At 70.7% G+C, this 15264-nt stretch carries 14 protein-coding genes and 1 pseudogene; 7 read left to right on the top strand and 8 right to left on the bottom strand.

What is annotated here, in order from left to right; all coding sequences use genetic code 11:
- Positions 1–51: 51 nt before the first annotated feature.
- Genes ACI795_RS17125 through ACI795_RS17115 form a run of 3 tightly spaced genes read right to left on the bottom strand, consistent with a single transcriptional unit; the run spans position 52 to position 3838 of the window.
- Positions 52–426 (bottom strand): hypothetical protein, encoded by a 375-nt coding sequence (locus tag ACI795_RS17125; protein ID WP_457076769.1) that lies wholly within the window; start codon positions 424–426, stop codon positions 52–54.
- Positions 423–2330: a primary-amine oxidase gene (locus ACI795_RS17120; RefSeq protein WP_457076768.1), complete on the bottom strand. Its 1908-nt coding sequence runs from the start codon at positions 2328–2330 to the stop codon at positions 423–425. The genes ACI795_RS17125 and ACI795_RS17120 overlap by 4 nt, the downstream gene beginning before the upstream one ends.
- A 32-nt stretch (positions 2331–2362) precedes the next feature.
- Positions 2363–3838 carry an APC family permease gene (locus ACI795_RS17115; protein WP_457076767.1) on the bottom strand — a complete coding sequence of 492 codons (1476 nt, stop codon included), beginning with the start codon at positions 3836–3838 and terminating at the stop codon, positions 2363–2365.
- Between the two features lie 233 nt (positions 3839–4071).
- Between ACI795_RS17115 and ACI795_RS17110 the strand changes: the two genes are divergently transcribed.
- Positions 4072–5499: an APC family permease gene (locus ACI795_RS17110; protein ID WP_457076766.1), complete on the top strand. Its 1428-nt coding sequence runs from the start codon at positions 4072–4074 to the stop codon at positions 5497–5499.
- A 16-nt stretch (positions 5500–5515) separates the two neighbouring features.
- Positions 5516–6256: an IclR family transcriptional regulator gene (locus ACI795_RS17105; RefSeq protein ID WP_457076765.1), complete on the top strand. Its 741-nt coding sequence runs from the start codon at positions 5516–5518 to the stop codon at positions 6254–6256.
- Positions 6257–6340: 84 nt separating this feature from the next.
- Here ACI795_RS17105 and ACI795_RS17100 read toward each other — a convergent pair whose 3' ends face one another.
- Both ACI795_RS17100 and ACI795_RS17095 read right to left on the bottom strand, forming a co-directional pair.
- On the bottom strand, positions 6341–7450 hold the full coding sequence (locus ACI795_RS17100) for a hypothetical protein (RefSeq protein ID WP_457076764.1): 1110 nt from the start codon (positions 7448–7450) through the stop codon (positions 6341–6343).
- A gap of 102 nt (positions 7451–7552) precedes the next feature.
- Complete coding sequence (locus ACI795_RS17095) at positions 7553–7993, bottom strand: hypothetical protein (RefSeq protein ID WP_457076763.1); 441 nt, start codon at positions 7991–7993, stop codon at positions 7553–7555.
- Between the two features lie 82 nt (positions 7994–8075).
- Between ACI795_RS17095 and ACI795_RS17090 the strand changes: the two genes are divergently transcribed.
- The 4 genes from ACI795_RS17090 to ACI795_RS17075 all read left to right on the top strand — a co-directional run bounded on the left by ACI795_RS17090 (position 8076) and on the right by ACI795_RS17075 (position 10874).
- Positions 8076–8627: a GIY-YIG nuclease family protein gene (locus ACI795_RS17090; RefSeq protein ID WP_457076762.1), complete on the top strand. Its 552-nt coding sequence runs from the start codon at positions 8076–8078 to the stop codon at positions 8625–8627.
- On the top strand, positions 8624–9013 hold the full coding sequence (locus ACI795_RS17085) for a hypothetical protein (protein WP_457076761.1): 390 nt from the start codon (positions 8624–8626) through the stop codon (positions 9011–9013). The genes ACI795_RS17090 and ACI795_RS17085 overlap by 4 nt, the downstream gene beginning before the upstream one ends.
- A gap of 286 nt (positions 9014–9299) precedes the next feature.
- Entirely contained in the window at positions 9300–9752 is a 453-nt protein-coding gene (locus ACI795_RS17080; protein WP_457076760.1) for a hypothetical protein, read from the top strand.
- Between the two features lie 93 nt (positions 9753–9845).
- A complete protein-coding gene (locus tag ACI795_RS17075; RefSeq protein ID WP_457076759.1) occupies positions 9846–10874 on the top strand; it encodes an endonuclease NucS domain-containing protein in 1029 nt (342 codons plus the stop codon).
- Positions 10875–11021: 147 nt separating this feature from the next.
- Here ACI795_RS17075 and ACI795_RS17070 read toward each other — a convergent pair whose 3' ends face one another.
- Both ACI795_RS17070 and ACI795_RS17065 read right to left on the bottom strand, forming a co-directional pair.
- Positions 11022–12110 (bottom strand): hypothetical protein, encoded by a 1089-nt coding sequence (locus ACI795_RS17070; RefSeq protein WP_457076758.1) that lies wholly within the window; start codon positions 12108–12110, stop codon positions 11022–11024.
- Positions 12107–12628: pseudogene (locus tag ACI795_RS17065) on the bottom strand (UGSC family (seleno)protein). The gene ACI795_RS17070 and the pseudogene ACI795_RS17065 overlap by 4 nt, the downstream one beginning before the upstream one ends.
- Positions 12629–13412: 784 nt before the next feature.
- On the opposite strand from ACI795_RS17065, the gene ACI795_RS17060 reads away from it, so the two are divergent.
- A complete protein-coding gene (locus tag ACI795_RS17060; protein ID WP_457076757.1) occupies positions 13413–14018 on the top strand; it encodes a hypothetical protein in 606 nt (201 codons plus the stop codon).
- A 55-nt stretch (positions 14019–14073) separates the two neighbouring features.
- On the opposite strand, the gene ACI795_RS17055 is transcribed toward ACI795_RS17060, so the two are convergent.
- Positions 14074–15189 carry a DNA cytosine methyltransferase gene (locus ACI795_RS17055; RefSeq protein ID WP_457076756.1) on the bottom strand — a complete coding sequence of 372 codons (1116 nt, stop codon included), beginning with the start codon at positions 15187–15189 and terminating at the stop codon, positions 14074–14076.
- Between the last annotated feature and the right edge of the window lie 75 nt (positions 15190–15264).

The raw sequence follows: 15264 nt of genomic DNA, 5'->3' as shown, positions 1-15264 counted from the left end.
TCGTCGTCGGTTCGGCGAGCAGGAACCGACGACGAGCGCACAACGGCGGAGTCAGGGACGGCGCACGGCCGCCAGCCCGGCGAGCAGCAGCTGGGCGCCGACCAGGCCGAGGCCCAGCCACATCAGCGCCCCCGGCCCGGCCGCGTGGTGCACGTGCGTATGGCCCGACGGCCCGCCCAGCATCTGCGCGTGCAGCACCAGCATCGCGGCGTCCACCAGGGCGGTGAACCGCCACACCGACCCGGTGGGCGACCGCCACAGGTGCCACGCGCACGGCAGGCAGGCCGCCGCCATCAGCACCATCACCAGCGACCCGAGCGAGCCGTCGACCAGCAGCAGGTGCACCGCCGCCGACGTCACCGCCAGCCCCGCCGCCACCCGGCCGAGGGCGAGCGCCCTCGGCCGGGCGACGACGGCGGTGGTCACGAGCAGTGCCCCTTCTCGGCGGCGCAGTGCGAGGACGCCGACTTCGGGACCCCCAACGCCGGGTTCTTGTCGAAGAAGCCGACCGGCTTGAGCGTGAAGCCGCTGTAGTCGGTGGGCATGACCGGCCAGTCCTCCGGGCGCGGGAAGTGCGTGAGCCCGAAGGTGTGCCACAGCACGACGTCGGTGTTCTCGACCGGGGCGTCGTCGGCGACGAACGCGGGCAGCCCGCCGTCACCTGGGTGCTGGTTGACGAAGTCGCCGGCCGGATACCGCTCGGCCGGGTCGTAGGCGGTCACCCACAGGCTCTTGGTCGAGAAGGTCGCCCGCTTGTGCACCGACGACGACTCGTCGGCCAGCAGGGTCGGTGAGTTCTCCGGGTGCAGCGCGTACCCGACCGGCTGGCCCAGCCGGTTGGTCTTCGACGGGTTCACGACGTGCCAGGTCCGCCCGACCGTCGCATCCGTCGTCCGGGCGGCCGAGGCCTCCGACGTCAGCGGGGTGAGCCTGCGGGTGAACGCGTTGCCGTAGGGGTTGGTCTCGCTGATCGGCACCCGGACGGCGTCCACCTCGTGCACCGTGTTGGCGACGCCGTCGACGGCCATGTCCAGCCGCGCGGAGAACAGGTGCTGGTGGAACGGCGCCCCCAGGCCCGGCGCGATCTCGGTGGCGTACGGGTGCTCCTCGCCGCGGTAGGCGGAGGTGAAGACGATGCCGGTGGCCTTCGACTCCAGCTGGATGGTGCCGTCGGTGTAGAGGTACCAGTAGAAGCCGTAGTCGTAGTTGCCGATGGTGGTGAAGAAGCTGATCACCAGCCGCCGCGAGCGCCGGGTCTCCAGCATCCCGTTGAACATGTCGGTGTGCTTCCAGGCGACGCCGTAGTCCTCCTCGTGCAGGCAGATGGCGTTGCGGATGGTGCGCGGGTTGCCGTCCTCGTCGGCGAGCACGCCGTCGAAGTAGTGGATCTCGCCGAGGCAGTCGCAGCCCAGCTCCAGGGAGTTGGTGTACCGCGCGAAGAGGTACTCGCCGGTGTCGAAGTAGTTCTGCCAGAACCGCACCGGTGAGGGGTCGGCGTAGGGCACGACCATCTCGCTGATCGACGCGCGGTGGATGACCGAGCGGCCGTCGATGGACAGCTGGTTCAGCACCAGCCCCTCGCGGGCGTCGAAGCCGACCCGCACCTCCCAGCCGGCCCAGCGGATGACGTCGTCCTCGACCGTGAACGACCGGCCCTCGGGCTGGGTGATCTCGATCGGCTTGAGGTCCCGGACGGCGTCGGGGGTGAGGTCGGCCCGCTCGGCCGGCACGGGCAGATCGAAGTGGTCCTGGACGTCGATGGCCACGCCGCGGGTGACGTCGACGAACGCGACGACGCCGTCCACCGGGTGCGCCCACGGGAGGTCGTCGGGGTCGGCCTGGTGGAAGCCGAGCACCCGGACGACGCGGTGCCCGAACTCGTCGGGGAAGTAGGAGCCGGCCGACAGCGGCACCGACCGCACGTCCGCGACGTCCAGCCCGCGCTTGGTCATCGCCGCGACCCAGCGCTCGTCGGCGGCGAGGATCGGCTCGATCGCCTCGAACTCGGCGTCCAGGATCGGCACCTGCCCGTCGACCAGGGCGTCGATCGGCGTGTTGCGCTCGACCAGGCCGGCGGTGATCGACACGGTGAGGTCGGCGCCGTCGCCGGTGGCGCGGTCGAGCAGCAGCACCCGGGCCCGGCGCTCGATCGGGTCGCCGGGCTGCCAGGCGAGGACGACGTCCTTGTGCGGCTCGTCGAGGCCGACGTAGACGAACTTCGTCTGCTCGCCGACCAGGCCGGCCTCGGCGACGATCCCGCGGATCGCGGTGAACTCCTCGGCGGAGAGCCGGGAGAGCGGGTGGGTGGCGGTGCTGACGGGCGCGGTCATCGTCATGGGGGTGGTTCCTTTCCAGCGGTGGGTCAGTGGGAGAGGTCGGTGTCGGTGAGGGCGGCGGCCTGCGGCCTGGTCCTCGCGATGACTGGGCCGGCGAGCAGGCAGGCCAGCAGCAGGACGCCGGCGCCCACGCCCAGGGCGGTCGACTCGCCCATCAGCAGCGGCAGGTTCTGCACGAGGATCACCAGGATCGTGGCGAGCCCGACGAACCCCAGGCCGGGCGCGATGAGCGTCTGCCAGGGCCGGGTGTCGACCTTCGTGCGGCGGAAGAAGACCAGCACCGCGCCGCAGGTGAGCAGCATCAGCGCGACGATGCCGACGGTGGAGATCCCGGACAGCCAGGTGAAGACCTCCAGCACCGGGTCCAGGCCGGCGATCGCGCAGACGGCCATGAGCACCGCGCTGATCACCGTCTGGGTGAGCGAGGCCGACGCCGGGGAGGCGTGGGTGGCGTGCGCGTTGCCCAGCCGGCTGTGCAGCACCCCGGTGTTGCCGAGGTTGAAGAAGTAGCGGGCCAGCACGTTGTGGAAGCTGAGCGCGCAGGCGAAGAGGCTGGTCACCAGCAGGACGTTGAGGACGTCGGCGGCGACGGTGCCCAGGTACGTCTGCGCGGTGTCGACGACCATCGAGCCCGGGTCCTCGGCGGCGCGGGCAACGGCGGCGTCGTCGCCCCAGGCGGTGACGATCGCCCAGCTGGAGACGGCGTAGAAGATGCCGATGATCGCCAGCGCCAGGTAGGTGGCCCGGGGGATGGTGCGGGCCGGGTCGCGCGCCTCGTCGCGGAAGACGGCGGTGGCCTCGAAGCCGATGAACCCGGCGATGGCGAACATCAGGCCGAGCGCGGGGGAGCCGCTGGTGATCTCCGGCAGGCTGATGATGCCGCCGGAGAAGCCCTCGGGTCCGCCGCCCTGGCCGACGACGGCGATGTCGAGGACGACGACGATGGCGATCTCGGCGATCAGCAGCAGCCCGAGCACCTTGCTGGACAGGTCGATGTGCCGGAAGCCGAGGACGCCGATCGCGGCGATCATCACCGCGGTCCAGACCCACCAGGGCGGGCTGGCGACGCCGTAGCGGCCGAGCAGGTCGCTCATGGCCTGGCCGATGTAGCCGAGCACCGCGCCCTGGATGGTGATGTAGGTGAGCAGCGCGAGCATCGCCGCACCCAGCCCGAGCGGTCGACCCAGGCCGCGGGAGATGTAGGAGTAGAAGGCGCCGGCCTGCGGCACGTGCGGGGTCATCGCGACGAAGCCGACGGCGAAGAACAGCAGGACGACGGCGGCGATGACGTAGCTGGCCGGGTAGCCGGCGCCGTTGCCGGCGAGGATGCCGATCGGCACCGAACCGGCGACGACGGTGAGCGGCGCCGCGGCGGCGACCACCATGAAGATGATCGCGCCGACACCGAGCGAGCCGGACAGGCTGCGGGTGGCGACGGCGCTGGGCTTGCTGCCGGCCGGAGAGGTCGGCGCGCCGGTGGCGGGCGGGTCGGAGATGGCCATCTGCGGTCTCCTGGGTCCGGCGGCGCCCGGGTGGCGCCGTGTTGCCCGCAGACCTTGATCGCGGCCGGTTGCCGCGGCGTCTCCCGTCGCTGACGTTCTGCCGCGTGCTGAATGAGAGACGCGGCGCCCGGTTTTCTCATTCGGGGCGCGACCGGTTGGGGGCCGCGACGTAACACCGGCGCAAAGCGGGGCTGCCTACCCTGCGGCGTTCCCCGACCGCTGGAGGCCGCCGCGTGACCCGACTCGCCCGCGTATCACCGGTGGCCGGTCTGCACCGGCGGCGGCTGTCGTTCTGGGAGGTGCTGGCGCAGTCGGTGTCGGCGCTGGCGCCGTCGGCGGCGATGGTGACGACGCCGGCGATCGTGCTGGTGCAGAGCGGCGCGGCGACGCTGCCGGCGTTCGCCGCGGCCACCGCGCTGGTGCTGCTGGTGGGCTGGTGCGTCACCCAGTTCGCCCGCCGGCTGGCCGCGGTCGGCGGCGTCTACACCTACACCGCGCAGGGGCTGGGCCCCTCGGGGGCGCTGGTCGGCGGGTGGTCGCTGGCGATCGGCTACGCGGCGGTGTCGATGTCGGCGCTGGTGGGGTGCGCCCTGTACCTGCGGGCGCTGCTCGGGCTCTCGGGGACGTCGGCGCTGGCCGTGCTGGTGCTGCTGGTGGGCGGACTGGCCGGGTGGTGCACGGTGCGCGGCATCCAGCTCTCGGCGCGGGTGGCGCTGGCGCTGGAGGTGGTGTCGATCGGGCTGGTGCTCGCCGTCCTGGCGGTGCTGGTGCTCCGGGTCGGTGACCTGCCGGGTTCCGCGGCGGCGGTGGTCGACGCGGACGTGCGGTGGGGTGGGCTGGCGATCGGCGTGGTGCTCGGCGTGGTCGGGTTCATGGGGTTCGAGAGCGCGACCGTGCTGGGGGTGGAGGCGCAGCGGCCGCTGCGGGCGGTGCCGCGGGCGGTGCTGTGGACGCCGGCGGTGGCCGGGGTGCTGTTCCTGGCCGGGACGGCGGCGCAGGTGGTGCTGCTGCGGGCGGCGCCGCTGGAGGTGCTGCTCAGCCCGGTGCCGGTGGGCCGGCTGGCGGCGGAGATCGGGCCGGTGGCGTGGGCGCTGGAGGCGGGGATCGCGGCGTCGTTCCTCGCCTGCGTGACCGGGTCGGTGAACGCGCTGGCCCGGGTGCTGTTCTCGATGGGGCGGGAGGGCGTGCTGCCGTCCCGGTTGGGTCGGACGCACCGCCGGTTCGGAACGCCGTTCGTGGCGCTGCTGCTGGTGCTGCCGCTCGTGGTCGGGGTGCCGTTCGTCGCGCTGGCCGCCGGTGCCGGTGGGCGGGCGGTGCTGACCGGGACGCTGACGGTGTCGGCGATCGGCTACGTGGTCGCCTACGTGCTGGTCTGCGTGGCGATGCCGCTGTTCCTGCGCCGGATCGGGGAGCTGACCCGCGCGCCGCTGGTCGGCGGGATCGCGGCGGCGGGGCTGTGGTCGGTCGTGCTGGTGGTGGCGGTGAGTGGGTCGGGCTGGGTGGACGGTCGGCTGGCGGCGCTGGTGTACCTGGGCGCGGTGGCACCCGGGGTGGCGTGGCTGGGATGGCTGCGGTTCCGGCGGCCTGCGCGGCTGCGGCGGGTGGGCGTCTACGACGAGCCGACGGTGGCCAGCGTGCTGCCCGGGTCGCTGGCGGCCTGATGGCGGTGTCGAACTGATGGCGGTGTCGGACGCGGGGCTGACCGGGCGGCAGCCGAAGGCGGTGCAGAGCGCGCTGGCGGTGCTGGAGTGCGTGGCGCGGATGGGGGCCGGGGTGACGGCGAAGGAGGTGGCCGAGACGCTGTCGCTGCCGCCGGCGACGGCGTACCGGCTGCTGAACCTGCTGGTGGGGGAGGAGTACCTGGTCCGGCTGCCCGACCTGCGCGGGTTCGCGCTGGGCCGGAAGGTGGCCGGGTTGGCGGGTGCGATCGCTCCGGTGCGCGTGCCGCAGGCGGCGCGTGACGTGCTCGCCGAGCTGCGCCGGGAGGTGCGGGCCGGGGTGCACCTGATCCTCTACACGGCGACGACGCTGCGGGTGGCGGACATGGACCCCGACCTGCCGCTGCAGGACCCGGCGCTGGTGGAGCGGCACCTGCACGCAACGGCGGCCGGGAAGCTGCTGCTGGCCGAGCAGCCCGAGTGGCGCGACCTGCTGCCGCCATCGCGGCTGACGCGGTTCACCGCGGCGACCGTCACCCGGCCCGACCAGCTCGACGCGTGCCTGGCCGAGGTGCGCGCGCAGGGCTGGGCGGCGCAGACGGGGGAGCTGCACGGCGACGTCGGGTGCGCGGTGGCCCCGGTCCGGTCACAAGCCGGCGAGCTCGTGGCCGGGGTGGTGCTGAGCGGCCGGGTGGAGGTGCGGGAACTTCCCGGCCGCGTCCGTGAGTGCGCGTCCGCGCTCGCCGGTCTACTCGCGTGAATGGCTGGGACGCGGGCGGCGGGCATCGGTCGGGGGTCTGGACGACAGCGGCCTCGAGGTCCGCGAGGAGGACGTCCAGCACGGCTATGCGATGTCCTCGTCCTGGCAACTGCGGACAGCGGCGAGGAAGGCGGGCGCCCACCGGTCGACCGCCTGCAGCGACGTGTCGGTGAGTTCCGGGCCCATGGCGCGCTCGCCATGGCCGTACCGGATGAGGTCGCGCAGCAGCTCGGGGGTGCGTTCGAGGTCCAGTTTGTCGAGGTCGAGATCGTGCAGCTTCGGGTCGAGCAGTCGGCGGACGTGGTGCGGCGCCCACAGGAACGGGTCGCCCACGCCGTTGCTCAGGCCGCTGCCCAGGACCTGCTCCACCAGCAGCGGGAGTGGGCTCCGTGTCCACGGGCGGCCCCAGGGTGAGGCCAGGAACTGGGCGGTGAGTTCGTCGGTGTCGACGTCCTCGAGCCATCCGGGCACGGTGGCGTCACCTCCGTCGGGGAGGCGGGACAGCATCCACCGCACGATGCAGCGCTGGCTCTTCCATTGCGTGCGGGTTCTCAGCGCCTCGTCGAGCTTCACCCCGGTGAACGCAGCGGTGAGGCGGGCGCGGGCGTCGGCCGCGCTGATGTCGCGGATGCGGACGTCCGGATCGTCATCCGCTCGCAGTGAGTGCAGAACCTTCTCCATCGGGTGCTCGTACAAGGCGCCGTCGACGGCGCGGACGCCCAGTTCGTTGTCGACGCGGACGGCGGCGGTGAGCGCGTGTCCGCCCGGGATGGTGACGCCGAGGACGACGTCGTCGGCCTCGCGGAACGGGCCAATCAGCTCGACGCCCCGATCGACCGGGGCGGCCAGGTACAGGTCGGCGAGCCAGCGTGGCACGGTGTGGCCACGGTCGGCGATGTCCCGGCGGACCCACCGGCGCAGGCCCGCGTCATCGGCCAGCGTGGCGATCGCGAGCGCGCCGGCCGACGTCTCGGGGCGGTCCCAGGCCACGAGGTGGCGGACGACCTCCGTCGTCTTCTCCGGAGCGACGTCGGGCTGGCTGGTGAAGTCGAGCATCGACGACGCCACGCCCAGCAACGCGCCAGGCGTGCTCGAGTCGAGTCCCTCGCGCAATCCTCGACTCACGGCTTCCCGGGCCTGAGCAAGGAGCTGGTCGACACTCGGGGCGCTGGAGGGCTGGGCTGTCGTCGTCATGATTCGAACAGTAGTTCGATGGACTGACGCAAATGCCTGGTCGAGGGCAGCTGCGCTGCGACCCCTCGGTCAGCCGGCACGACGATGACGGCGTATCCGTCTTCAGGACTCGGGCCACGGTCGCCGGGTGAGGAGCGGAACGGCCGTGCGGCCGTCGAGGAGGTGCAGGCTGCAGTCGATGCCGTCGCGCTCGCGGACGATCGACTCGATCGCGGCACACCAGGCGGCGTCTTCCGGGGTGGGCGTTGCGGGCCCGGGCCGCTCCAGGCACATCGCCAGGTGCAGATCCGCCCGGTCGACGTGCTCAGCGTCGACCACGACGGCGTGCAGGTCGGCGAGGGCACCGATCACCACCCGGTCGGGCTCGGCCGGGAGCTCCTCGACCGGGATGAGCAGGTGGACCATCGTGCCGTCGCTCCGCAGCCAGGCGAGGAACAGGCGGCGTTGGGACGGCGGGCCGTCGAGGTGCAGGAGTCCGCGCCACCGTTCGGTGAGCTCGGCGTCGGTGGTCACCGGGATGTCGGGGTGCGGTCGGGTGCGCATGGCGGAGGACTCTGCCGCGCACCGACACCTCGCCGCTGGCGTCGTCCACAGGTCGACGGGCGTCGTGCCGTTGACTGGCAGCATGGACGACGTCACCGCCGCGCTCTGCTCGCAGCCGGTTGCCGTGGACGAGGCCGCGGCCCAGCTGCCGGCGGCACCCGGGCTGTACGCGTGGTGGGGGCGGTTCGGTGCGCTCCCCGGCATCTCCGGGCCGCGGCACCCGCAGGCGGCGCTCCAGCTGCTGTACGTGGGTATCGCGCCGAACGGGACGGCATCGCGGGCGACGCTGCGCAGTCGGGTGGTGGGCGACCACCTCCGCGGGACGACGGGTTCGTCGACCCTGCGCCGGTCGCTGGCTGCGCTGCTCAGCGAGCAGCAGGGCTGGCGGAGCCGATGGACGACGCGGCCGGTGCTGGTCAACGCCGACGAGCTGCGGCTGTCGGCGTGGATGGGGGAGAAGCTGCGGCTGACCTGGGCGGAGCACCCGGAGCCGTGGACGGTGGAGGCCGCGGTGATCGCCGAGCTGGAGCCGCCGCTCAACCAGGCCGACAACGCGACGCACCCGCTCTACTCGTACGTCCGGGAGGCTCGGAAGCGCTGGCGTGATGCAGCGAAGGCAGGGGAGAGGTCATGAACGAGGCAGCGGTGGTCGCGGCGTTCAGTGGGGCGCTGCGCGCAGATGGCTGGGACGTGCAGACGGAGGTCAAGTACATCGACGTCGTCGCCACCCGGGGCGAGCGCACTCTGTACGCCGAGGCCAAGGGAAAAACGGCCGACCCGGGACTGGACGTCGACGTCTTGTACGGCCAGCTGCTGCGGCGGATGTCCGACGAGCCCGTGCCCGGTCGGCGGTTCGCCGTCGTCGTTCCCGAGACTGTGCTCACCGCGGCGCTGCGCGTGCCGGCGTACGTGCGGGCGCAGCTCGCGATCGACGTCTACGTGGTCGACGAATCGGGCCGGGTCGAGCTCCACGCGTCCAACGACGCAGCAGCCTGGCGGCCGGGGGCGCAGCGGCCCTGAGCGCCTCGCCGCAAACGTCCGTCGCGGCGAGCAGTGCCGTGGACATCGCGGGTCGGTGCCGGCGGTCGCTTCGTCGCCGTGGTTGATTCGTCGCCAGGCGACCGAACGGGGGAACCGTGCGAGGAACAACGGGTGCCCCCTTGTGAGCGGGGGAGGACCGTGGGCGATGCGTCCCCCTGAGGCCCGGCTGATGTCCGGAGATGAACCGATCGCCGGTGCCGGAGTCACTGTCCGCGACTTCTGGGCGTGGACTCTGTCCGACCTGCGTGCGAACACGGTCCGCCCGATGCTCGCCGAGTTCCTCGTCGCTCGCGCCTTGCATGCCGCACACCGCCCGCGCATCGAGTGGGAGCCCTACGACGTGGTGACGGACGACGGGCTCCGTGTCGAGGTCAAGTCGGCCGCATACCTGCAGGCGTGGGCGCAGTCCGGGCCCTCGACCATCACCTTCGGCGGCCTGAGGGCCCGCACGTGGGCACCGAGGGACGGCTTCGCCGCGACCAGCTCGTACAACGCGGACGTCTACGTGTTCGCGGTGCTCATGGCGACCGAGCACCATGCCTACGACCCGCTCGACACCGCTCAGTGGTCGTTCTGGGTGGTGCCGCGCTCGACAATTCAGGCGACCGGGCAGCAGAGTCTGCGATTGTCCCGTGTCGAGGCGCTGGCCGGCGCACCGGTGGGTTACGCCGAACTCGCGGCATGGGTACGAAGCGCGGTTGATGGTCGTGAACCGTGAGGACCGGCTCGATCAGCGAAGCTGGCAACGGGGGTTGATGTGCCACTCGAAGTAGGGCTCTGGCGGGTCGACGGGGACAGGCCGATTCGGCTGATGCCGAGCGGCGTCCCTCTCGAAGCTCAGCTCGAAGCGATGATCGAGGCCGACCCGGGCATCCTCGGAACCCCACTCCTCCTGATCGGCCGGCAGGTGCCGACCGACTTCGGCAAGTTCATCGACCTGCTCGCTGTCGACGGCGAGGGTGCTCTCCACGTGCTGGAGCTGAAGCGTGATCGAACTCCCCGCGAGGTCGTCGCCCAGGTTCTCGACTACGGGTCGTGGGTGCGGACGCTCTCTCACGAGCAGGTGCTGGGGATCTTCGCGGACTACCGGCCGGGCGCTGTGTTCGAGCAGGAGTGGACGTCGACCTTCGGCGGCGACGTTCCCGAGGAACTCAACGACGGCCATCGCTTGACGATCGTGGCCGGCGACGTCGATCCGGCGACCGAGCGGATCGTCGCGTACTTATCGGAGTTCGGCGTCCCGGTCAACGTCGTCTTCTTCCGGTACTTCGGGGACGGCGATCGCGCGTACCTGGCGAGGACCTGGCTGCTCGACGAGGCCAGGACACCGGCCCGGACGGGGGGAGGTAAGGGCGGCAGCAAGGAGGCCTGGAACGAGCAGGACTGGTACGTGAGCTTCGGCGAGGAGAGTGGCAACCGCTCCTGGGATGACGCCCGCAGGTACGGGTTCGTCTCCGCGGGTGGCGCCGAGTGGTTCTCACGCACCCTGCGCAAGCTCCCCGTCGGTGGTCGGGTGTTCGCCTGCATCCCCGGCGTGGGATACGTCGGCGTCGGCACGGTAACCGGGGAAGCGCGGCCGTTCGACCGGGCCGAGGTCAATGTCGACGGCGAGATCGTTCGCTTGGCGGACCAGCCGCTCACGGCCGCGTATCGGCATCCCGCCTTGCCCAACGGTGAGGACCATCGCGAGTTCGTCGTCCCCGTCGAGTGGACATCCACGCGCCCGCGAGGGGAGGCGTTCTGGGTGAAGGGCATGTTCGCCAACCAGAACAGCGCCTGCAAGCTGCGCAACCGCTTCACTCTCGAGCAGCTGGCCGGCGCCTTCTCGCTGGGTGACTGACCAGAGTGGTGGCACGGTCCCTCTTCACTGCAGATCAGGCCTGCAGCGAGTGGCGACACATGAGTGTCGTGGTGCCGTCGGTCTGAGCAGTTCCGTGAATCGCCAACCGGCTGGGGGCCACGGCGAGTCGGTGACCCCCAGCCGGGATCAGCGGCGGACGACGGCCGTGCCGATCGTCTTGGTCGGGAAGCCCAGCGTCTGCACGACCGTGGAGATCCCGGCGTTGGCGGCGCCGGCCACCACCACGACGACGTCGTCCGGGGTGCGCAGCGTGGTCACGAGGTCGTCGTCCGGGATCTGCTCGATGTCGGACGCCTGCTTCTCGTCGAACGCCGCGGCGACGGGGTGGTTCTGGAAGACCGCGGTTGACTCGCCCCGGCCGGCGGCGCGCAGCGTGCCCGCCGGCCGGCCGCTGTGCTCGGCCAGGTACTCGCGGACGTCCTGCTTGGACATGCCCTGCTTGGCCAGCAGCTGGGCGTGCTCGGGGCCGATGACGACGCCGACCCGGCGGAACCGGCGGGTCATCGACCCGATCCGGCCGCAGGTGTCGGCGATGTCGTTGAGCACCGCCTTCGGGTCGCCGGTGTTGCGGTTGTCGACGTGCTCGGTGCTGCGGGTGTGCAGCGCCGACACGGTGCTCACCCCGACGTCGTGCCCGAGGGTGACCGACAGCGGCTCCCAGGGGCTCTCCTCCTCGTTCTCCGCGATGCAGAGGGAGAACTTGCCCGGGAAGCCCTGGGTGGCCTGGTCGAGCTCGTGCGGGCGGATGCCGTAGGCGTTCATGATGATCAGCCGCATCGCGCGGCCGACGGTGGCGTTGGCCCGGAAGCCCGGCCCGAACACGTTGCCCTTGCTGTTGAAGCCGAGCTCGGTGCGGACGGGTCCGTTGACGATGAGCAGCGGGCCGCCGCCGGTGGTGCTCTGCCAGCCGCCGAGGCCCGGCCAGCCCTCGTCGACCGCGGCTTCCAGCGCGGCGAGGACGACGGCGAAGTGCTCGGGGAGGCAGCCGGCCATGGCGGCGTTGATCGCCGCGGCCTGGACGGTGCAGCCGCGCTTGACCTGCGTCATCGTCCAGATGACCTCGGACGGCGAGCGGTCGGTGTGCTCGAGGAAGCGGTGCACCAGGCTCGGGATGGGCGGGACGACGGGGAGGCCGTCGGTCCAGCCGTTGGCGTGGCACTCCTCGATCGCGGCGATCAGGTCCTCGGGGGTGAGGCCGGTCTGCTGCTCGGTCACGAGACCTCCCCGCGCAGGATTGCCATCACCTGCGGTGCCGCCAGCCGGGCGTGCTCGGCGATGCCGTCGGCGTCCAGGCTGCTCACCGGGTGGGGGACGACGGCGAACGTGTAGCCGGGTGCGCCCTGGATGCGCGCCATGGCGTCGGCGCTCGCCTTGAGTGCGTCGGTGCAGATCGCTGCCGACGGGATTCCGCGCTTCTCCATCAGGATGACGTCGGCCACACTGGCCGCGCTGCAGCTGCCCTAATCACCGACCGCTTCGATGACGAGGTCGCACTCCGCGGCGATGGCGTCGAGCGTCTCGTCGGGCGCCGGCCAGGTGGCCGGGACCGTCTTCCAGACCACCTCGGACGGCGCCAGCTCCGGCTCGACGAGCGCGAAGACCGCCTCCAGCAACTCGCGGGCGTTGTGCTTGCCGTTGTCCATCAGGACCAGGCGCTTGCCCCGCAGGTCGGCCGGTCGGTCGGCGAGCAGTACTGCCGTGCCTTCGTCCTTGGCCTGCTCGGTCGGGTCCATCAGTTCGAAGCCCACAGCCATGTCCGCTCCCTCGCGCCCGTAGTGGTGGCGGGGACGTTAGGCAGCGGGCGTGGGTCGCACAGGACGTCGTCCCGGGTGGTGGAAGGCACGTGACGCGCCGGCCGGCGGGCGCTGGAGTTGGGCAGGTATTCCAAACGGCGGCCCGCGTCGGGCGCATCGATGTCTCTGGCGGTGTTCAATCGGCACAGCTTCATTGCTGGCCGCCACCATAGGCAATAGAAGAGGCCCGAGATGAGCGTCGACCGAGCAGCCGTCGGTGGCGGGCCCGGCTCCGACGGTCATGGCGGTGAGGGGCGACCTGAGCGGTCCGCCCAGCCGGAGACAACGAACCGCTGCTTCCGCAACCGTGCCCCGGCACATGAACGCCGACCGCCCCCTCGGCCGAACGCTTCCTCAAGTGGCTGCTGGCCGCGCTGTTCGAGGCCCAGCTATGTCGCGGGGACGACTATGGTGCGCTTTCCTGAAGCGGCGCGCCTACTGTTCGCCGCGGTGAGCGAGGCGCTTTGGAGTCGGTGGCGTAGACGGCGTGTCCGAGTGTGACATGCGGTGGTGGAGGCTAATCTTTGTCCATTTCGCCTGGACATACTTCAGTTGTGCCATTGGTACCGTGTTAATGACCGCCGTCGCACGGGCTCCATGGCAACGTGCGTTGGATATCGAGCAGGTAGTTGGAGGGGTGGGGTAAATGTCGGACCAGCGTGAGTCTGAACTTTTTGCACGAGATCTTGAAGTGCTACTGCTGCGAAGAAGTCGACGTGCGCGCGTGAAGTTGACTATCGAGGAAGCTCTTTGGTCTGGCGAACGCGAACCCGCCAAAATTCTGGAGCGCGTCCGTGAGTCTGGCCTCAACGAGCGCGAACGTGAGCTATCCAGTTTGAATGCTCGCTTGGAAGATCAGGTGGCACAAGCTGTACGCGATCGCGAAGATGCTGACCGACAGCGGTCGGAGCCGGCGCTTGGGTATGCACTTGAGCTGGGTCACTGGGGCGAGGTGCTCGCTGAGGGCGTCGTCGGGGGTGCTGGCTTTGCACTGGTAGCTGCCGCAGCACGAAACGCTCGCGAGCGCCTTGCTGGCCGCGGTTCACTCAAGCGGTCGGGTCTGCCGCCTGCTAACGAGGTGCTTAACAGCTACGTCAAGATTGCCGTCGTTGAGCAGTGTCGCCGGCATGGTCTATCCGTGCCGCTGGAGAAGAATTTGCACATCAGTCACTGGCGGCATGATCACGTGTCGTCAACAGCCTTCATGAAGCGACAAGGGCGTGATGGCTTCGAGGTAACAGTGGTCGTGCCGCACGCTGACCTCGCGACACGCGGCGCCAGTGTGCTTATTGTCGACTCGTCGAGGGGAGAGTCACGCTCTTATTCCTAGGATGAGGTGCACGTTCTGACTAGTGGGCGAGCAATCCGCCCTCGCGCGTGGTGTCTCAGCGTTCGAGTTGGACAGCGATGTGCTCGGCCAGCCCACGTGCCAGTTCGACTGGCACCGCGTTACCGATCTGGCGGGCTATGGCGAGCTTCGTGCCGCACCACTGGAACTCGTCCGGGAACCCTTGTAGGCGGGCCGCCTCGTGGTGGGTGATCGCACGAGGCTGTTCCGGGTGGATGTAGCGGCCCTTTTCCGGCTTGAAGAACTCCGTCCGGATGGTCACTGATGGGCGGTCCCAGTGCATCCGGCCCATAACGTCCAGTGAGCCCTTGTCATGGCCGATCCAACAGTTGGCCTTCAACTCGTCCGGCAGGTTCAGGCGATTGCCGCCTTCTGGGATCATCTCGAACCGGTCGAGGGAGAGCTGAGTGTAATGCCGGGTGATGTGCAGGTCCGGGGACTTGAAGGTGCCGGGGAGTACCCGTCCGAACGCCTCGGTGGTCATGGAGGGAAGTCGCTGGTCCTCCGGGTCGACGTGCTCGGCGAGTCCCTCGAGGGCTTGCCTCACGGTCTTCCACTGATCTCGAGGGAGCGTGTGGGTGGGCACCTCGATCTGCGCTAGGTCCCGACGCGTACCGATGACGATGAATCGCCGGCGCAGCTGGGCGGCACCGAAGTCGGTCGCCCGGACGAGCCGGGCATCGATCCGGTAGTCCTCGAGCCGCCCGCCGGGCTCGGTCTCTTGCCGGAGCATCTGGAACTGGTCGCTGGAGCCGAACCGGTCGACGTTTTCGATGAGGAACGCCTTGGGACGGACCTTGATGATTGTGTCCATGTAGTGACGCCACAGCTCATTACGTGGGTCGTCGGGGCTCCGCTTGCCGAGGTTGGAGAAGCCTTGGCAGGGAGGACCGCCCACGACGACGTCGGCACCGGGGAGGTCGCCGCGCTGGACCCAGTCCTCGATCTTGCCCCAGTAGACGTGGTCCTCGCCGAAGTTGGCCGCGTAGGTGGCAGCCGCAGCGAGATCGTGCTCGACCGCCGCAACCGGCTGGAAGCGACCGGTCAGCCTGAAACCCTCGGTCAGGCCGCCGCAGCCGGCGAACAGGTCGACGACCCGCAAGGGCGCCACCCCAGCTGAACCCGGATGCAGGTTGCCGTCAGCTTCGCCCACCGAGGTAGCACCCACCGTTCTTGCCGGCGCACGCCTCGCAGTGGCACGCGCGTCCTTCCCCGCGACACTATCGAG

The organism is Modestobacter sp. SYSU DS0290 (genome assembly GCF_054050955.1).
This window is presented reverse-complemented; position numbering and strand designations above follow the sequence as displayed.